This is a genomic window from Sphingosinicella terrae (assembly GCF_003347635.1).
Classification (GTDB): Bacteria; Pseudomonadota; Alphaproteobacteria; order Sphingomonadales; family Sphingomonadaceae; genus Allosphingosinicella; species Allosphingosinicella terrae.
Window position 1 is genome coordinate 67,915 of the sequence record NZ_QDFY01000004.1, and the last position, 19,388, is coordinate 87,302.

Genomic DNA, 19,388 nt, shown 5'->3' on the forward strand with positions numbered 1-19,388 from the left:
AGCAAGGAGACTGACGTGAAGATTGCCCTGGCCGGTGCCGGCGCGTTCGGCGAGAAACATCTCGACGGCCTCAACAAGATCGACGGCGTCGAGGTCGTCTCGCTGGTCGGCCGCACGCTCGAGGCGACGCAGAAGGTCGCGGACCGATATGGCATCGGCCATGTCTCCACCGAGCTCGGCGACGCGCTCGCGCGAGACGATGTCGACGCGGTGATCCTGTGCACGCCGACCCAGATCCACGCCGCCCAGGCGCTGCAATGCCTGGAAGCGGGCAAGCACGTCCAGGTCGAGATCCCGCTCGCGGACAGCCTCGCCGACGCCGAAGCGGTGGTGGCGAAGCAGAAGGAGACGGGACTGGTGGCGATGTGCGGCCACACCCGGCGATTCAACCCGTCGCACCAGTGGGTCCACAAAAGGATCACCGCCGGCGAACTGGCCATCCAGCAGATGGACGTGCAGACCTATTTCTTCCGCCGCAAGAACATCAACGCGAAGGGCGAGCCGCGATCGTGGACCGATCACCTGCTCTGGCACCATGCCGCGCATACGGTCGACCTGTTCGCCTATCAGGCGGGATCGCCGATCGTCGCCGCCCACGCCGTCGAGGGGCCGCACCATCCGGAGCTCGGCATCGCCATGGACATGTCGATCCAGCTCAAGGCGGCGAACGGCGCGATCTGCACCCTGTCGCTGAGCTTCAACAATGACGGGCCGATCGGCACCTTCTTCCGCTACATCTGCGACAACGGCACCTACATCGCGCGCTACGACGACCTCGTCACCGGCAAGGAAGAGCCGGTCGACGTCAGCCAGGTCGACGTGTCGATGAACGGCATCGAGCTGCAGGACCGCGAGTTCATCGCCGCAATCCGCGAGGGCCGGGAGCCCAGTTCGAGCGTCGCCCAGGTGCTCCCCTGCTACCAGGTGCTGGGACAGCTCGACGAGCAGTTGAAGACGCAGCGCGATTGAAGCAGCTTCGGAACGCGACCGGACGCAAGACCAGACCGGCGCATGGGGAGGGAGGACAGGCCTGATGGATCCGCGTGAAACGATCCTTTCGCGGCCGATGGGCTGGTTCCAGATCGCGGCGGTCACCTTGTGCATCGCCCTCAACGCGCTCGACGGATTCGACGTCCTGTCGATCAGCTTCGCCTCGCCCGGGATCGCGGCGGAATGGGGAATAGACCGCGCCGCGCTCGGCATCGTCCTGGCGATGGAGCTGATCGGGATGGCGATCGGATCGGTGCTGCTCGGCAACGTCGCCGATCGGATCGGCCGCCGGCCGATGATCCTGGGCTGCCTGGTGGTGATGTCGGCCGGAATGCTGCTCGCGGCGACCGCCGACGATGTCGTGATCCTGTCGGCCTATCGCCTGTTCACCGGCCTCGGCATCGGCGGCATGCTGGCGGCGATCAACGCGATGACCGCCGAATTCTCGAGCCGCAAGCGCCGCGCGCTCGCCGTTTCGCTGATGGCGGCCGGCTACCCGATCGGCGCCGTCCTCGGCGGATCGGTCGCCTCGATGCTGCTCGCTTCCTACGACTGGCGGGCCGTCTTCGTGTTCGGCGCACTGGTGACGGTCGCCTTCATCCCGCTCGTCTGGTTCATGCTTCCGGAATCGATCGAGTTCCTGATCCACAAGAGGCCGGCGGACGCCCTCGCCCGGGTCAACCGGACGCTGGGGCGGATGGGTCATCCGCCGGTGGAGCGCCTGCCCGACCCCGAGCCCGATTCGCCCAAGGCCTCGATGGCGCGGCTTTTCGCGCCGGGCATGGCGCGGCTGACGATCCTGCTCACCATCGCCTATTTCCTCCACATCATGACCTTCTATTTCGTGCTGAAGTGGATCCCCAAGATCGTCGTCGACATGGGCTTCGCTCCCTCCTCGGCCGGCGGCGTGCTGGTCTGGGCGAATGTCGGCGGAGCGCTCGGGGCGCTGCTGTTCGGGCTGCTGACCCAGAAGATCCGGCTGCAGCCGCTGATCATCACCTTCCTGGTCATCTCCGCCATCATGGTCACCGTGTTCGGCCGGGTGCAGCCCGACCTCACCCAGCTCGCTCTGGTGACCGCGGTCGCGGGCTTCTTCACCAACGCCGTCATCGTCGGCCTCTATGCGCTGTTCGCCCAATCCTTCCCGACCGAGCTTCGCGCCGGCGGCACCGGCTTCGCGATCGGCACCGGCCGCGGCGGCGCCGCTCTGGGGCCGGTCGTCGCCGGTTTCCTGTTCGCGGCCGGCTACGGCCTGTCCGGCGTGGCGATGGCGATGGCGGCCGGATCGCTGCTCGCGGCCGTGGCCATCTTCGCGCTCCGGATGCCGCGGGCGGAGGCGGCGCGCGCCTGATCGCGGTTTCGATACGTAGCCGAAACTTCCTTTCCCCCGCCGGCTGTGGAAGAGTGGATCCCTCGAACCATCCAGCGGGGGATGACATGAGAACGATCCTGCCATGGCCGGCTCTTCTGCTGGCGCTGCCGGCCTGCGCCACCAATCCGAACGACCGATCGCCGGTGGAGAGCGCGGCGACCCAGCCGCTGCGCGACACGCGCCTCGTCGACGACCGCATCCCAGAGGCGCTCCAGCGAGCCGCCGCCGCCCCTTATTCTGCCCAAGGCCTCGGCGGCTGTGCCCCGATCGGTGCCGAAATCCGGCAGCTGGACGCCGCGCTCGGGCCGGACGCGGACGCGCCCGGCACCGAGCCGGGGCGTGGCGCCGCCGTGGCCGCCGCCGCGACGCGAGCGGCGATGAGCGCCATCATCCCGGGCCTGGGGCTGGTGCGGGTGGTGAGCGGCGCCGACCGTCAGGAGCAGCGCGTCGAGGCGGCGATCCATGCCGGATCGATCCGCCGCGCCTATCTCAAGGGCCTCGGTGCGGCGCGCGGCTGCGCGCCCCCGGCGGCGCCGGCGATCTGATCCCGGCGACCACTAGCGGCAGTGGCAGGCGATGAAGGCGCCGGCCTCGTGCTCGATCCGCCTGCCGCCGATCGACTGGCTATAGTATGAAATCCGCAGCGGAGAGGCTTTGGACGTTGTCCACGAACAGCGTGAAGTCGGCAACGCCGTCGCCGTCCACGTCGCCCTGAACAAGGCTTCGCACGCCGTCTGTCTCGTAACGGAGCTCACCGCCCGTTCCGCTGCCGCTGAACGCCGCGTCGCCGATGAAGGCAAAGGCTTGATCTCCGGCGGTGCCGGCATCGGCGTCGACGCCGGCAAGGTCGATCAGATCGCCTTCCTCCGACGAGAAATCCTGGATGGCGTCACGCAGGATGCCCTGTCCGAAATCGGCTAGGGACTGGAAGAGGAAGGTGTCGGCGCCCGTCGACCCGTAGAGATCGTCGGCACCCGCGCCGCCGGCCAACACATCGTCTCCTGCGTCGCCGAACACGAAATCGTCGCCAGTGCCGGTGACGATGACGTCGTTGCCCGTGCTGCCGGTAATGGAATAATTCTCAACGCTCGCAACCTCGAGGCCGAGATTGCTGTTTGCCGTGCCGTCGCTTTCGACGATGAAGACGATGGCGTCGGAAAGGGAGCCAGCTTCGAGAAGCAGAGTATCGGTTCCCAACCCGCCGTCGAGGTCCAGGGTGATGCCCGGAAGCAGCTCGCGGAATTCCACGGCGAATCGGCTGTCTCCGTCGCTTGCCACGACGGTCACATCCTCGAACTCGCCCATCGAGCTCTGCCCATTGATGAGGCCGGTTAGCGTCCCCAAGAAAAAGATGAACTCGGAATAGTCTTGGAATTCGTCCTGCGTGGTCCCGGAGAAATCAGCGGTGAAGCTGTCCATCCCGGCACCCCCGCCGAAGAACCCGAACGCCGCACCGCTGATGTTGACGACGTCGTCGCCCGAGCCGGTCGTGAGGCTGACCGTCTCGATATTCGTGAGTTGAGTACCGTCGGACAGGGTGCCGGAATTTCCGTCAAAGTTGAAGGTCAGCCCCTCTGAGCTCGCCGCGTCCACGATACGGGTCCAGGCGTCAAAGCCGTCACCGCCGTCGACGACATCCACGCCGCCGCTCGATATCTGGTCGTCCCCCGCGCCGCTGCTCAGGAAGTTGGTGCCGAGTCCGCTGGCAATGACATCGTTTCCTGAGGCCGTGACGATATGGTCATCGCCGTCGCCCGTCCGGACGGTGAAGCTTTCGAAGCTCCCGAAGCTGCCAACATTGCTCGTGACGTTCCCGGCGTCGTCAGCGACGAAATTGATCTGGGCGAATGTCGTGAAGTCGATGTCGAGCCAGTCGTGACCCGCTGCGCCGTTGAGCGAAAGCGTGGCGCCCGAAGCCAGCGCCGCCGGATCGACCACGAAGATATCGTCGCCGGCCGATCCGATATAGGCAAGATGCTCGACGCCGTCGAAGGCCGTGGTGGATTCGCTCGTCCAGAGGCTGCCGATGAAGCGGCCTTCCTCGCTGTCGATGTTGGCGAAGCCCTCACCCTCGCTGAGCGAATAATCCACCGTCAGCGTATCCGTGCCTTCGCCGGCAGAGACGTTCAGGCTCGCCGGGCCGGTAACGTTGATCACGTCGTTCCCGGAACCGAGCGCGATGCCCGCGATCTCGACATCGACGAAGCTGACGCCGTTCGAAATCGTCCCGGCGCCGGCGCCGACGATGACCGTGATGTCCTCGGTGACGGACGCGTAGTCGCCGCTCCAAGTGTCGTAGCCGTCGCCACCATCGATGGTGTCGAGTCCGGCGGAAAAGATGATATCGTCGCCGCCGCCTGCATCGACGAAATTCACGCCGGCGCCGGCGCGAATGAAGTCGTTGCCGTCGCCAGTCTTCAGCCGGTCGTTGCCGTCGCCGCCTTCGATCGTATCGTCGCCGGCAGCGGTGGTCACGACGTTGGCGCCGTTACCGAGAGTCAGCGAGAAGGACTCGAAGTTGCGATAGGTGCCCGGGAGGTTTCCGGAGATCGTGCCGTTCGGAGCGACGATGAACCGCGTTTCTGAAAAGGCCAGGAGGTCGAGAACCAGCGTGTCCGAACCGCCCGCCGCGTCGACCCACAGCTTTGCTCCGCCGAGCAGGGCCGCGACATCCACGAAGACCTGGTCGTGGTCATTACCGGCCGTATAGGTCAGGCGATCAATGCCGCGGAAAGCCGTGAAGCCGAGGTCGAGTCCGGCGACGTTGCCGGCGAGACCGGCCGCGTCGTCGGAACGGATGCTCGAGAAGTGGGACGGCAGGAACTCGTTCACGCCGGTGTTCCGCACGGTCAGGCTATCGACGCCGCCTCCTGCATCAATGAACGCCGAGCCTTGCACGTTGGTCAGCGTGAACCTGTCATTGCCCGAGCCTGTCTCGAGCTCGAGATTCTCGATGCCGGTGAGGTATGCCCCATTGCTGAGCGAGCCGGCGCCGGTGGCGCCGTTGAAGCTGAAGATCAGAGCCCGGCTGGAGTTGGCGAAGCTGCCGACCCAGGTGTCGTTGCCGCTGCCGCCGCGGACCGTGTCGTCGCTTGTCGAGACGAGTATGTCGTCTCCGGCGCCGCCCGCCAACAAGTTGCGGCCAAAGCCGCCGACCAGCCGGTCGTTGCCGCCGCCTCCGTCGAGATGGTCGTTGCCGCCGCCGCCAAGGACGACGTCATCGCCGGCGCCGAGCTCGACCTGGTCCGCGCCGTTCCCCAGCGTCAGCTCGAAATTCTCGAAATCGGCATAGGTGCCGCGGTTACCGACGACGATCGGGCCGGCGACGAGGCGGAAGACCGTCGCGCCGGCGAGCGCGCCGAAATCGGCGACCAAGGTGTCGACCCCGCCATTGCCATCGAGCGCGATGCTGGTCTTGCCGGCAAGCGCGGCCCCGTCGAGCCGGACGAGATTGTCGCCGTCATCGAAGCCGACCCACAGATCCTCAATATTCCGGAACGAGACCTGGTTCGCCGCGCCGCTCGACCTGATCGTGCCATCGAACGATCCGCCGGACGATTCGATCGACGACGTGGTCGGATCGCCTGGCGCGACCATACCATAGTCGACCAGCAAGGCGTCGCGGCCGCCGCGGCCGTCGACTCGATCGTGGCCGAGAAGCGGAATGAAAAGCTCGTCGCGGCCGGTGCCGACGAGTCGGTCGTCGCCGTTGCTGCCCCTGACGGTGCGCAGGCCGGCCCATGCTCCTTGACCGGAAGCGGCATTCGACTTGGACGTCGTCATTTTGAGAATCTCCCTCCCATGTACGGTTTACTTGGCAGGAGCCGATTTCATGCGCAAGCGTGAGAAGCGAGGCGGTCTCGACTTTGGCATGAGTGTGCTTGTTACCGGAAGCATGCACTATTTTGCAATACTTGACTGTCGCGCTCGCAGTCTAGATCAAAGTGTTCGTGACATGAATGCCGAAATATAAGAGACAGAGTGGTCGTTGTTTGGTTCTCTCAAGATCTATTAGCCGGGCGGATCACTGTTCTCTAACTAATGATGAAGCGGCAGGCTGCGCACATCGATACTTGGCTTTGCAAGATGATCACGCACCGATCGCTACAGCGCGTTCATCGGCCGCCGATTGCGGAGATACACGAACAATCGGGTCACAACCGCCCGGGCTGACGACCGCTGGGTCCATCCCAGCCGGCCGTCTCATCGCAAAGCCGGTGGACAGCAAGGCGCTTGCGGCGCGAAACAGACGGACCCGATTTCTCCGCGCTGGCTCATCGAGTCGGGCCTTGTGTTGCCAAAGTGCAACACTACATGCTGGGTGCATGACCAGAAGGGGCTGAGACGAGACCATGAACCTCGAGAAATTCACCGACCGCGCCCGCGGCTTCCTGCAGGCGGCGCAGACCGTGGCGCTGCGGATGAACCATCAGCGGATCGCGCCGACCCACCTGCTCAAGGCCCTGCTCGAGGACGAGCAGGGCATGGCTTCCGGCCTGATCGCCCGCGCCGGCGGCAGCGCCGAGGCGGCGCGCCGCGAAACCGACGAGGCGCTGACCAAGATTCCCGCCGTCACCGGAAGCGGCGCCAGCTCGGCGACCCCGGCGCTGGACGGCGAGACCGTCCGGGTGCTGGATCAGGCCGAGCAGATCGCGTCCAAGGCGGGCGATTCCTATGTCACCGTCGAGCGCATGCTGCTGGCGCTGGTGCTGTCGCCGAACACGGCGGCGGGCAAGGCGCTGGCCGATGCCGGGCTCAAGGCCGACGCCCTCAACGCCGCGATCAACGAGCTGCGCGGCGGGCGCAGCGCCGACACGGCGTCGGCCGAGGACCGCTACGACGCGCTCAAGAAGTTCGCGCGCGACCTCACCCAGGCGGCCCGCGACGGCAAGCTCGATCCGGTCATCGGCCGCGACGAGGAGATAAGGCGCACCGTCCAGATCCTCGCGCGCCGCACGAAGAACAATCCGGTGCTGATCGGCGAGCCGGGCGTGGGCAAGACCGCGATCGCCGAGGGATTGGCGTTGCGTATCGCCAATGGCGACGTCCCCGACAGCCTGAAGGACCGGAGGCTGATGGGGCTCGACCTGGGCTCGCTCATCGCCGGCGCGAAATATCGCGGCGAGTTCGAGGAGAGGCTCAAGGGGGTGCTCGACGAGGTCAAGCAGGCCGAGGGCGACATCATCCTGTTCATCGACGAAATGCACACGCTGATCGGCGCGGGCAAGAGCGAGGGCGCGATGGATGCGTCCAACCTGCTGAAGCCGGCCCTGGCCCGCGGCGAGCTGCACTGCATCGGCGCGACCACGCTCGACGAGTATCGCAAGCATGTCGAGAAGGACCCGGCGCTGCAGAGGCGTTTCCAGCCGGTCTTCATCGGCGAGCCGACGGTCGAGGACACGATCTCGATCCTGCGCGGGCTGAAGGAGAAATACGAGCTGCACCATGGCGTTCGGATCACCGACTCGGCGATCGTGTCGGCGGCGACCCTGTCCAACCGGTACATCACCGACCGCTTCCTGCCGGACAAGGCGATCGACCTGATGGACGAGGCGGCCTCGCGCATCCGGATGGAGGTGGAGAGCAAGCCCGAGGAGATCGAGACGCTCGACCGGCGGATCATCCAGCTCAAGATCGAGCGCGAGGCGCTGAAGAAGGAAACCGATTTGGCCTCGAAGGAGCGGCTGGCGAACCTCGAGACGGAGCTCGCCAATCTCGAGCAGCAGTCGGCGGCTCTGACGACGCGCTGGCAGGCGGAGAAGGACAAGATCAACGCCGAGGCGAAGATCAAGGAGCAGCTCGACGCGGCCCGGCTCCAGCTCGAGCAGGCCCAGCGCGGCGGCGACCTCGCCAGAGCCGGCGAGCTGTCCTACGGCGTCATTCCGGGCCTCGAGAAGCAGCTTGCCGAGGCGGCCTCCGCGAGCGGCGCGGCGATGCTCCGCGAAGAGGTGACCAGCGAAGACATTGCCGGCGTGGTCTCGCGGTGGACCGGAATCCCGGTCGACAAGATGCTCGAAGGCGAGCGCGAGAAATTGCTCGCCATGGAGGAGGCGCTCGGCAAACGCGTGATCGGGCAGAAGGAGGCGGTCGACGCGGTCAGCCGCGCCATCCGCCGCGCCCGGGCCGGACTCCAGGACCCGAACCGGCCGATGGGCTCCTTCCTCTTCCTCGGCCCGACCGGCGTCGGCAAGACCGAGCTCACCAAGGCGCTCGCCATGTTCCTGTTCGACGATCCCCAGGCGATGGTGCGGATCGACATGTCGGAATTCATGGAGAAGCACAGCGTTGCCCGGCTGATCGGCGCGCCCCCGGGCTATGTCGGCCATGAGGAAGGCGGCGTGCTGACCGAGGCGGTGCGGCGCCGGCCCTACCAGGTGGTGCTGTTCGACGAGGTCGAGAAGGCCCACAACGACGTGTTCAACGTGCTCCTCCAGGTGCTCGACGACGGCCGCCTCACCGACGGGCAGGGCCGCACCGTCGATTTCACCAACACGATCATCATCCTGACGTCGAACCTGGGCAGCCAGTTCCTCACCGGCCTTGCCGACGGCCAGCCGGTCGAGGAGGTGGAGCCGCAGGTGATGGACGTGGTCCGGGCGCATTTCCGTCCGGAATTCCTGAACCGGCTGGACGAGATCATCCTGTTCCACCGCCTCGCCGCCGAGCATATGGGCCCGATCGTCGATATCCAGGTCGGCCGGGTGCAGGGGCTGCTCAAGGACCGCAAGATCACGCTCGATCTCACCGACGGCGCGCGGGCGTGGCTCGGCCGCGTCGGCTATGATCCCGTCTACGGCGCACGGCCGCTCAAGCGGGCGGTCCAGAAATATCTGCAGGACCCGCTCGCCGACGCGATCCTTCGCGGCGACGTCCGCGACGGCCAGACGGTGCGGATCGAGGAAGGCGACGGCGCGCTGGTGCTGGGGACGGGCGAGGAGCGGCAGGCCGCCTGACGCGGCGCCCATCCCCCGCTTCTCGCCGGCGCGGGAATGACCTAGTCTCCGGGGCAATGGGGAGCGGGAGCGAGGCAGAGGACGGCTTGGAGGCCAAAGCGGCGGCTGCGATCCGCAGCGGCGATGCCGCCGGGGCGCGGGCCGCCCTCGACGCGCTGATCGCCGCCGGCCGCGCCGATCCATCGACCCGGCTGGCGCTCGCCCGCGCCTGCCGGGCGATGGGCGACGAGCCGGGCGAAGCGGCCGCCCTCGACGCGCTTCTCGCTACCGAGCCGCGTCATGTCGAGGGGCTGCTGATGCGCGCGCAAGCGCATGATCGGCGCGGCGACCAGCGGGCGGCGACAACCTTCTATCAGGCCGCACTCGCCGCCGCGCGGACATCGGGACCGGTTCCGCCTTATCTGGCAGAGCCGCTTCGTCTCGCCGCCGGCCGCGTCCAGGACGCGGGCAACGCCTATCAGCGCTATCTGGCCGACGCGCTGGTCGCCCGCGGCGCGGATCCCGAGCGCTCGGGCCCGCGCTTCCGGGAAGCGCTCGACATCCTGTTCGGCCGCAGACCCGCGTCGCTTCAGCGGCAGCGGCCGTCCGTCTTCTACCTGCCCGGCCTGCCGCAAAAGGCCTATTACGAACGCAGCGACTTCGCCTGGTCGGCAAGGCTCGAAGCCGAGACCGAGGCGATCAAGGCCGAGCTCGTCGCGCTGATCAACGACGGCGCCGACTTCCGTCCCTATGTCGAGCAGGAGAAGGGACGGCCCTTCCGCGATTTTCACGGCATGACCGGCGATCCGCGCTGGAGCGCCTTCTACCTGTGGCGCGACGGCGCGATCGTCGAGGAGAATGCCGCGCGTTGTCCTCGCACCGTCGCCGCCCTCGAATCGGTCCCGATGACGCGGATGGGCGCGCGCACGCCATCGGTCCTGTTCTCGCTGCTTCGCCCGGGCACGCGGATCCCGCCGCACCACGGCATGCTCAACACCCGGCTGATCTGCCACCTTCCGCTGGTCGTCCCGGCCGGCTGCTGGCTCCGCGTAGGCGGTGAGACCCGCCATTGGGAGGAAGGCCAGCTGCTCGTGTTCGACGACAGCATCGAGCACGAGGCCTTCAACCCGAGCGGCGACCTGCGCGTCATCCTGCTGTTCGACATCTGGCGCCCGGAGCTGAGCGAGCCCGAGCGCCGGGCGATGGATGCTCTGTTCGGAGCGATCGACGCCTACGGAAAGGAGCGGGCCAAGCCGGCTTGACCGCGCGTGCCGATCAGATCTCGTAGCCCATGCGCTCAACCCACGGCGCCAGAAGGGGGAGCACCGGCTCCATTTGCTGGCGATAGCTCTGCCAGCGGCCCACGGAGCGCTGGTAGATCGGCTCGGTCACCTGGGCGTAGCTGGCCGTGCGGATATGGTCGCGCCGCGCGGCGGCGCCCTCATTGTCGAGGACCGCGGCGTCCCAGGGCAGGCCGAGGAAATCCAGCAGCGGCCGCAACTCGGCCTCCGCATCCTCGACCAGGCGCTCGTAGCGGACCTCGTGGACCGCGAGCGGCAGCAGGGTGCGCGCCCGGGTCCAATGATCGAAGACGGCGTCATAGGTCCGCGCGGCCTCCTCGAGATCGACGAAGCTGCGCATCGCATAGTTCAGGTCGAAATTGGCCATGAAGCAGCTGAGCACCGCATCGCAGGGATGGCGCTCGCACAGGACCAGCTTCGCGTCGGGGAAGATGCGGTGGATCAGCGGCGCGCGCGCCATCGACAGCGGATATTTGTCGACGACGATTTGGCCCGGTTGCGCCGGGGATACCTCCTCGAGCGCCTCGAAATAGCGGGCGCGCAGCCTCGAAGCCTCGCCGCCGTCGAGCCCGGCCAGCCGCTCGATCTCACCGACCTCCGCCCAGACGGTGCGAAGGACCGGCATCTCCTCCAGCACGTGCAGCTGGGGCAGGTTCATCAGCAAGGTGTCGAGCAGGGTCGTTCCCGACCGCGGGAAGCCGATGATGAAGATCGGCGCCGGGCGATTGCGGTCGACGTCGGCCGGGTTCCAGCTCGCCACCCAGTCCGCGGTCAGCATCCGCGCTTCCGCGGCGACGCTTTCGCGGTAGCTGGGGCCCGGCGGCGGCGGCGTCGCCTCGGCGCCGGCCCGGTTCATCTCGGCATAGGCCCGGAAGGCGCCGTCGGTATCGCCGAGCCGGTCTCGTATCTCGGCCTGCAACTGCGCCCGGCGCCGGGGATTGACGGTCGCGGGGGTCGCGTCCGCCAGCGCCTGAGCCTCGGCGAACCGCCCGCGACGACGAAGCGCCCAGGCCTTGATGAAGCCGATCTCGGCTCCGTCGAGCCCCCGACGCCCGGCCTCCGCCACCAGCGATTCGAGGGCGTCGATGCGGTTCAGGCTGTCGAGAAGTAGGCCGAGCTCGAGATAGGCGGCGGTATGGCGCGGGTCTAGTCGGAGCGCTTCGCGAAACGCCCGTTCGCCGGAAGCGAAATCGCGGGCCGCGACTTCCGCCAGCCCGAGCTCGGTGAACAGGACGGGGTCGGGCGGCGCGGTCTCGGCGAGCGTGCGCATCAATGCCTGGCGCGACTCGTGGAGCTCGGCGCGGCCGAGCATGTCGGAGAGGTTGAGGTACATCTGGGGGACGTCGGGACGCAGCTCGATCGCCTTCTGGACGGCGGCGATCGCGCCGGAAAGGTCGCCGGCGGCGGCGCGGACATTGCCGAGATTGTTCCACGCCTCGAAGTCCGCGGGGTCGATCGCGATCGCACGATCATAGGCCGCGATCGCTTCGTCCAGCCGGTCCTGGCGATGACGCACATAGCCGAGCAGCCGCAGCAGCCGGGGATCGCCCTCGGCGTCCTCGCAGAGCGACCCGGCTTCGTCGAGATCGCCGGCGGCGGCGAGCGCATTGGCCAGGTTGAGCCGAGCCGCGGGATCGGCGGGCGAGATGGAATTGAGACGCCGGAAATAGCCGGCAGCGGCCGCGGCATCGCCGGCCTGGATCGCGAGCAGCCCGGAGAATTCGAGCAGCTCGCGCGAATCCGGCTCCGCCGAAAGCGCCGCATCGGCGGCGGAGCGCGCGCCGGCCATGTCGCCGCGGCGCAGGCAGGCAAGAGCGGGCAAGAGGGCTTCGGGTGGCTGGACGGGGACTGTGCTCAAGTCGTGAACCTCTTCGAAGGGGGAATTGGCTTCGCCGCGCTCATTGCGGCGGGCGGGCGACGTCGAAGGCGACCGTCAGCCGCTCGCCCGCCGGGAACGGGCGCGTGCCGTGCCACATGGTGGAGGGAAAGAGCACGAGGCGGCCGGGCTTGGGCTCGATCAGGCGGATCGGCGGCAGCTCCAGCCCGAGCTCGGTCGCTTCGCCGAGGGTGAGCCAGCCGGCATGCTCATCGCCGCCGAGCCCATCCGGGAGCGCGACATAGAAAGCGGAACTGATCCACCCGGCGGGATGGACGTGGTTGATGTGAAAACCTTCGCCTGTGAGGCGAACAGACCAGGAGCCGGCGAAGCCGATCGGCGCGCGTCGTGCGATCAGGAGCGGATGTCCAGGGCGCGGCGACGGCAGCTGGGCGACATGGCGCTCGACCGTCTCGACGATGATGTCCCGCAGGGCCCGGATCTCGGGTTCGATTCGAGAGAAGAGCGGACCGTCGGTCTGGGTGCCGCCACGCAGCGACTGCTCGAGCGGATGGTGGAGGGCGAGATGCAGGCCGCGCAGCCGCACGGCCAGGGCGTCCAGAGACGGGAGCCGGTCGCCGATGTCGTAGACGCCGACGAAGCGCGGATCGCCTTCAAGCCACGCCCAGCGGCGGTCGCCGGTCAGCCGCCAGGCGGCCGAGAGATAGGGAACGAGAAGATGCCCGGGATCCCGCGCGATCCATGGCTCGGCGAAAGCGGCCGCCTCGACCGGGCGGCCGGCGCGAAGCAGGTGGCGCATGTAACGCGTCGCCATCGTGACATGCTCGATCGGTCCGAGCCGGGCGAAGGCCCCGTCGGCGGCATCGGTCTCGCCTTTCTCGGCAAGGCTGACGGTCTCGAGGGCATCGAGCATAGGATGATCGCCCATACCGGCGCGGGCGCGGCCGACCGCCGCCAGCGCCGGCTCGTAGAGCTCGGCATGCATCAGCGTCTCGACCAGCGCGCGCCATAAGGCGAGGTTGCCGGGATCGCGGACCAGCGCCGTTTCGTAGCTCGCGACGAAACTATCGCGCTCGCCGCGCATCCAGCGCAACCTGGCCAGAGTGGCATGGCCTTCCATCCAGCCCGGCTCGGCGCCGAGTTGCGCCTCGAGCATCCGGATGGCGTCGTCGAGACGGCCTTCGGCGAACAGAGCGGCCGCGAGGCCTTGTCGAATGCCGCCGTCATCAGGGGCGAGCGCGTGCGCGTGCTCGAACGCGTCGATCGCCGGAAGGCCGGCCTCGAGCCGGCTGCGTGCGGCGGCATGAGCGATGGCGGGATCGGCGGGAGCGAGAACCGCTGCACGATCGAGGCCCTCGATCGCCTGCTGGAGATCCTCGGCGCCGCGATAGGCGAGGCCGAGCAGATGCCACAGGCGCGGGTCGTGCGGGTGTCGCGCCGTGCCCGCCTCCCCGATCGGGACCGCCTGCGCGGCAAGACCGCTCTTCAGCGCCGCCTGGATCGCCTTGGCCACCGCAGCGGCGTCGGATGGGTCGGCATGCTCCAGCAGCCAGTGCGCGTGCGCGTTCACAGCCCCTCCGCGGCGTCGATCGGGTCGGTCGCAGCCATCACCGCGGCGACGGCAACGCGTTCGGCCGGGGAAAGATCTGGATGCCAGGTATCGACGATGAGGATGACCCGGAGCGCGCCGCTCGGGTTGGCGGCTTCATGCTCGATGGTGTCGTCGAACACCCAAGCCTCCCCTTCCCGCCACGGCCGGGTCTCGGCGCCAACCCGAAACCAGCAGCCGTTCGGTACGATGAGCGGCAGGTGGCAGACCAAGCGCGTGTTGGCGACGCCGGTATGGGGCGGGATATGCGCCCCCGGCGCGAGCAGAGAGAACATCGCATTGGGCCCACGGCGGGGAATGTCGGGCTGCTCGAGCCGATCGAGGATGGCCATCGTCGCCGGGCAATGGCGGGCATTGGCCTCGATGACGATCCCGTTCTGGACGAGGTGGATCGCCGTCCAGTCGCGACTCCGGTTGAGGGCCGCCCACTGCCGCAAGGGCACGTCGTCGGGATATTGGATATAGGGAACGAGCTCCGCCTGCTCGGCCGTCACGACCCGCTGGAAGTCGTCGCGGATCGCCGCCGTCGAGGCCTCCAGCTCCGCCAGCCACGGAAAGGCCTCGCGCTCGTGAAACTCCCGCTCGCGAAGCCCCGGATAATGAAAGTGGGTCGGCTCGGAATGGTAGACCCGGGTCCGGCGGACGATGTTCGATTGGAAACGGTCGAGCCGCGCCTGCTCGGAAGCTGACAGCCCCGATCCGGCCGCCTCGGCCGCCTGGGCCATTCGCGCCGCGCCCTGCGCGATGTGCGCCTCATGGCGCTGGCGAGCGTGGCCGATCATCGGCTGGAGGTGCGCCGGCACCGTCGCGGGCAACTGGGCCAGGGCATAGCCGTACGTCTCGCCGGCTTCCTCCTGACGCCCGAGATTCTCGAGGATGTTCGCCCTGAGGAGCAGCGGCAGGAAGCCGAGCGGATCGACGCGCAATGCGCCGGAAACCGCCTCCAGCGCTCCCGGAAGGTCGCCGGTCGCGCGGCACATGGCGCTGAGCTTCAGCCAGGGCTCGGGGCGGTCCGGATCGAGCTCGGTCAACCGGCCGAGCAGGCGCCGAGCCGTGGGCGCATCGCCGCGCGCGGCGGCACGGTCGGCCTCCGCCTCGATCGAGCGTGTGTCGGCGCCAGGACTGACTGGGTGGTTCACGTCTGTCTTCTAGCCGGTTCGGCCGGAAAGAAAAATGGCGGGCCGAAACGGCCCGCCATCGAGTTTTTCGAGGTGTCTCCCGCGACTTAGAAGTCGAGGGTGACGCCCGCGAAGATGTACCGGCCCAGCGCGTCGTAGACGTTCGGGAAGGTGTTGCCCGAGCAGAACACGCCGGTGCAGGCGTTGATGACCGCGCTGGAGCCGTTGGCGCCGATGATCGGCGGCGCCTTGTCCAGCAGGTTGTTGACGCCGAGACGGAAGTTGAAGTTATCGCCGACCCGCGAGGTGAGCACGAGATCGAAGTAGCTCTGCGACGAGATCCGCTCGTTGACGGGCGAGAAGGCGCCCTGCAGCTCCGGATCGTCGCTGGCCCGATCCAGGGTCACGCCGCCGAAGTAGCGCCACTGGAAGGACAGGCCGTAGCCGTCCGGATGGCTCCAGGTGAGGCGCGCCTTGTGCCGCCACTCGGGGCTCGGCGTGAGGCAGACGAGACCGTAGAGTCCGGCGCAATCGTAGACCGGCGAGATGCCGGTGTCGAACTCCAGGCGATCGAGCCAGGTGCCGTTCATGTTGAAGCTCAGGCTTCCGAACGAGCCGATCTCGTGCTGGTAGCTGGCGCTGACGTCGATGCCGCGGGTCGAGAAGCCGCCGATGTTGCGGACCCGATCCTCGACATAGCCCTCGGCGGTCCGCCACAGCGACCCGGTCGGATCGCGGTTGATGAGGCCGCAGAATTCCGGATCGAGCGTGGCGCCGCAGACGTCCAGGATGGTGTCCTGGCCAATCTGCTGGATCGCGTTGTCGATCTGGATGTCGAACCAGTCGACGGTGAGGGCAAAGCGCGGCAGGAAGCTCGGCTGGAAGACGACGCCCACCGTCCAGGTGTCGGCGACTTCCGGCGTCAGATCCTGCGAGCCGCCGATCAGACCATTATACTGGCCCGCCGGGTTGCCGGCGATTCCGCCATATTGAGCAGCGGTGACGCCCTGCGCCTGGCACTGCGCGAGGCTGAAGTCCGGATCGGAACCCGCGCAGGGATCGCCATTGCCGTTGAGGACGACCACCTGCGGCGCGAACAGCTCCTGGATGTTCGGCGCGCGGACGGCGCGGTTGTAGGTGCCGCGGAAGCGGATGTCCCGGATCGGCGACAGATCGATGCCGACCTTGTACGTGTCGGTGCTGACGCTGCGCGTTCCCAGATCGTAGTCGGAGTAGCGATAGCCCGCCTCGATCGAGAAGTTGTAGATGAAGCTGTCTTCGACGATCGGGATGCGAACCTCTGCGAAGGCCTCGCGGACGTCGTAGCTGCCGTTGACCGGCAGCGTCGGCGCACCCTGGCCGGCGAGATCGCTCGACGGCAGCAGCTGGAACGCCTGATCCGTCTGCAGATCGAGGCTCTCCTTGCGATACTCCAGGCCGAGCGCGATGCCGAGGCCGTCGCTCGCCCACGGAAGCTGCACGCCCCACTGGCCGAGATTGCCGGTCAGCGACGCGCTGGCGACCGTCTGCTGGTTGGTGCCACGCTGGAAGCCAGGGGTCTGCAGATAGGCGAGCGCTTCCGGAGTCACCTGCCCCGTTGCGAAGATGTCGTAGGGGACGCAGGCGAGGTCGGTTCCGGCGAGACGCGTGCGGCAAACCGCATTGCCCGTCGCAGGATCGGTGACGACGTCGAGCGCACGGGTCAGGCGGGTGACCGAGAAATCGTTCTCGTAGGTGAGCGCATAATTGGTCTGCGCGAAGCTGTAATAAGCGTCGTACGACCAGACATCGTCGAGATCGCCGCGCATGCCGCCGACGATGCGGTAGTTGGTGTGCTGGAGGTCGGCGACACGGCCGCCGCCCTCGACGTTGCGGCGCAGGAACTGGGCGAAGCCGCGATTGTAGACGGCGCCGGTCGTCGGATCGATGAAATCCTGCGGAGCCTCGCCTTCCTCGACCAGCGGGAAACCGGTCTCGTTGACGGTGGTGACGAGATTCTCGGGGGCGCAGATGATGGCCAGCTGCTGAGCCGAGAGCAGGGGATTGTCGCAGTTGAGCGACAGCGTGTTGCCGAAGTTACCGGAGGCGGCGATCTGCGCGCGGGTCCGGTCGTCCATGAACATGACTTCGAGATAGGGCTGCAGAGCCGGGCTGATCTCGTAGTTCGCGAACGCGCCGAGCGTGTAGCGCTCGTCGGGGCGCTGGAAGTAGTTGGTCGGCGCGAAGTTGTACGGCGTGAAGCCCGGGATCAGCGTCCGGTTCGGACCGATCTGGAGCGTGTCGGACGCCCAGTTGAAGATCGTGCCGTTCGCCGAGGTGGCCGAACCGCCGCAGTCGAGGACGGTGGGGTTGGCCGCGGTCGGCTGACGCGCCTGGGAGGCGCAGGCGCTGTAGTCGCGGCGGCCCTGGAGGACCGGATCGATCTTGCGGTAGCCGGCATAAGCGACGACATGGCCGCGGCCGTCGTCGAAGCCCGCGCCCATGGCGACGGAAATGTCGAACGTGCCGCCGTCGGCGACGCTGCCCGTCGGATAGCCGAATCCGCGGCGGTCGAGCGCCTGGTTGAGATCGCGGCTGTCGTCATTGTCGTGCTGGTAGAAGCTGTACTGGGCGTCGAGACGGAAGCCCTCGAAGTCGGTGTCCATCACGAAATTGACGACGCCGGCGACGGCGTCCGAACCGTAGACCGAGGAGGCGCCGCCGGTCAGCACGTCGACCCGCTCGACGATCGAGGTCGGGATCACGTTGATGTCCGGAACCGGAACGGTGGGGTCGCCCGGGACGAGCCGGCGGCCGTTGATCAGGACCAGGGTGCGCTTCGAGCCGAGGCCGCGCAGGTTGACCGTGGCGGTGCCGGTCGCGCCGTTGGCGAGGTTGCCGCCCTGCTCGCCGAAGGATTGCGGCAGCGAGTTGATCAGGTCTTCGGTCCGCGTCGTGCCCTGGAGGCGGACTTCCTGGCTGTTGAGGACAGTGACCGGGCTGGTGGCGGTCAGGTTGGGCTGCGGAATGCGCGAGCCGGTGATGACGATCGCCTGCTCACCCTGCTGCGCGGTCTCCTGGGAAGTCGCTTCCACCGGACCGGACTGGGGCAGCGTGTCTTCTTCCTGCGCCCAAGCCGGCGCGGCGACGCTGACTGCACCACAGAAGATCGTGGTCGCAAGCAGGTTGCTCGTAAAGCGAGTCTTCGTCCTCATTGTCATCCCCTTTGAGTGGCGCACGGCCATGTGTATCGCCGGCCTGGCGCAGGCGTTAACGTGGGCCTGTTTACGGGATGAAACGAATCGGACGCAATTCCCCGCCAGGGACTTGGCCCCCCATTTTCGGCGGGCGTGGCATATTTGTCACAATAGTGCGTCCCTGCCGCAAAGCTTGCGATTCCCTCCGGGCGACCGCAATAGTCGGCCGGAAGTTGCCGGGGATCACAACATGAAGCGCCTCATTCTCTCCGTCGCCGCAGCTGCGGCCGCCGTCCCTGCCGTCGCCCTCGCCGCACAACAGAGCGAGGAGCCGCCGCGGCGGCCCGAACTGTTCGAGGCGCTCGTCAGCTGCCGCGCGGTGACCGAGGACGCGGCGCGGCTGCGCTGCTTCGACGAAGCGGCCGCGAACCTTCAGGCAGCGACGGAACGGCGCGACGTGGTCGTCGTCGACCGCGCCCAGGTGCGTGAAAGCCGGCGCCGGCTGTTCGGCCTCGCCTTGCCGCGGCTGCCGATCTTCGGCGGCAATGCGGACGAGGAGGATGAGGAGGAGGTCGCCTCGATCGACAGCCAGGTCGTCTCGGCCCGGCAGGACGGCAGCGGCCGCTGGGTAGTGACCCTAGAGGACGGCAGCATCTGGGCGCAGGTCGACGACAACATGCTGGCGCTGCGGCCACGCCAGGGCCAGCCGGTCCGCGTCAATCGCGGCGCGCTGGGCAGCTATATGATGCGGGTGAACAACCAGCCCGGCATCCGCGTTCGCCGACAAATGTAGGCAGAGGCGGGACACGGCCCCGGGCCCTGTCGCCTCAATCCTTGCGCTCGGCCTTCAGCGAAGCCTCGGCGGAGACATAGGCCTCCTGCCGATCGACGCTCCAGTAGCGCAGATCGGCGAGCGGGATCGGCGCATGGGTGACCGCGCAGACGACATGGTCCCCCGGCACCAGCACGCGAAAGGTCCCGGGCAGATAATGGAGCCTGGCGACCCGGCCCTTGTTCGACATCAGCATCGTATCGTCATCCTCACCGCCATGT

At 67.7% G+C, this 19,388-nt stretch carries 12 protein-coding genes and 1 pseudogene; 6 read left to right on the plus strand and 7 right to left on the minus strand.

Annotated features, from left to right (window positions below):
- The first annotated feature begins 15 nt into the window (after positions 1-15).
- From DDE10_RS10640 to DDE10_RS10650, 3 genes are all read left to right on the plus strand, one after another.
- A complete protein-coding gene (locus DDE10_RS10640; RefSeq protein ID WP_114952761.1) occupies positions 16-969 on the plus strand; it encodes a Gfo/Idh/MocA family oxidoreductase in 954 nt (317 codons plus the stop codon).
- A 64-nt stretch (positions 970-1,033) separates the two neighbouring features.
- Positions 1,034-2,341: an MFS transporter gene (locus tag DDE10_RS10645; protein WP_114952762.1), complete on the plus strand. Its 1,308-nt coding sequence runs from the start codon at positions 1,034-1,036 to the stop codon at positions 2,339-2,341.
- Between the two features lie 86 nt (positions 2,342-2,427).
- Positions 2,428-2,907, plus strand: coding sequence for a hypothetical protein (locus DDE10_RS10650; protein WP_114952763.1), 480 nt, complete (start codon positions 2,428-2,430; stop codon positions 2,905-2,907).
- A 79-nt stretch (positions 2,908-2,986) separates the two neighbouring features.
- Here DDE10_RS10650 and DDE10_RS10655 read toward each other — a convergent pair whose 3' ends face one another.
- Positions 2,987-5,260: a calcium-binding protein gene (locus DDE10_RS10655; RefSeq protein ID WP_284734580.1), complete on the minus strand. Its 2,274-nt coding sequence runs from the start codon at positions 5,258-5,260 to the stop codon at positions 2,987-2,989.
- 240 nt (positions 5,261-5,500) lie between these two features.
- Positions 5,501-6,145, minus strand: a pseudogene (locus DDE10_RS24060) (hypothetical protein); the annotation flags it as partial.
- Between the two features lie 569 nt (positions 6,146-6,714).
- Between DDE10_RS24060 and clpB the strand changes: the two are divergent.
- Both clpB and DDE10_RS10665 read left to right on the plus strand, forming a co-directional pair.
- A complete protein-coding gene (gene clpB, locus DDE10_RS10660) occupies positions 6,715-9,315 on the plus strand; it encodes an ATP-dependent chaperone ClpB (RefSeq protein WP_114952765.1) in 2,601 nt (866 codons plus the stop codon).
- Between the two features lie 86 nt (positions 9,316-9,401).
- A complete protein-coding gene (locus DDE10_RS10665; protein ID WP_162806546.1) occupies positions 9,402-10,556 on the plus strand; it encodes an aspartyl/asparaginyl beta-hydroxylase domain-containing protein in 1,155 nt (384 codons plus the stop codon).
- Positions 10,557-10,569: 13 nt separating this feature from the next.
- Here DDE10_RS10665 and DDE10_RS10670 read toward each other — a convergent pair whose 3' ends face one another.
- The 4 genes from DDE10_RS10670 to DDE10_RS10685 form a co-directional block, all read right to left on the minus strand.
- Entirely contained in the window at positions 10,570-12,453 is a 1,884-nt protein-coding gene (locus tag DDE10_RS10670) for a tetratricopeptide repeat-containing sulfotransferase family protein (protein ID WP_284734582.1), read from the minus strand.
- A gap of 40 nt (positions 12,454-12,493) precedes the next feature.
- On the minus strand, positions 12,494-14,002 hold the full coding sequence (locus DDE10_RS10675; RefSeq protein ID WP_114952767.1) for a putative 2OG-Fe(II) oxygenase: 1,509 nt from the start codon (positions 14,000-14,002) through the stop codon (positions 12,494-12,496).
- Complete coding sequence (locus DDE10_RS10680) at positions 13,999-15,180, minus strand: aspartyl/asparaginyl beta-hydroxylase domain-containing protein (RefSeq protein WP_284734583.1); 1,182 nt, start codon at positions 15,178-15,180, stop codon at positions 13,999-14,001. The genes DDE10_RS10675 and DDE10_RS10680 overlap by 4 nt, the downstream gene beginning before the upstream one ends.
- Before the next feature lie 86 nt (positions 15,181-15,266).
- On the minus strand, positions 15,267-18,353 hold the full coding sequence (locus tag DDE10_RS10685; RefSeq protein ID WP_284734584.1) for a TonB-dependent receptor domain-containing protein: 3,087 nt from the start codon (positions 18,351-18,353) through the stop codon (positions 15,267-15,269).
- Between the two features lie 232 nt (positions 18,354-18,585).
- On the opposite strand from DDE10_RS10685, the gene DDE10_RS10690 reads away from it, so the two are divergent.
- The gene (locus DDE10_RS10690) at positions 18,586-19,128 is read left to right on the plus strand and encodes a hypothetical protein (RefSeq protein WP_114952769.1); all 543 of its coding nucleotides are present in this window, start codon (positions 18,586-18,588) and stop codon (positions 19,126-19,128) included.
- Positions 19,129-19,162: 34 nt separating this feature from the next.
- On the opposite strand, the gene DDE10_RS10695 is transcribed toward DDE10_RS10690, so the two are convergent.
- On the minus strand, positions 19,163-19,363 hold the full coding sequence (locus DDE10_RS10695; protein ID WP_114952770.1) for a DUF2093 domain-containing protein: 201 nt from the start codon (positions 19,361-19,363) through the stop codon (positions 19,163-19,165).
- Between the last annotated feature and the right edge of the window lie 25 nt (positions 19,364-19,388).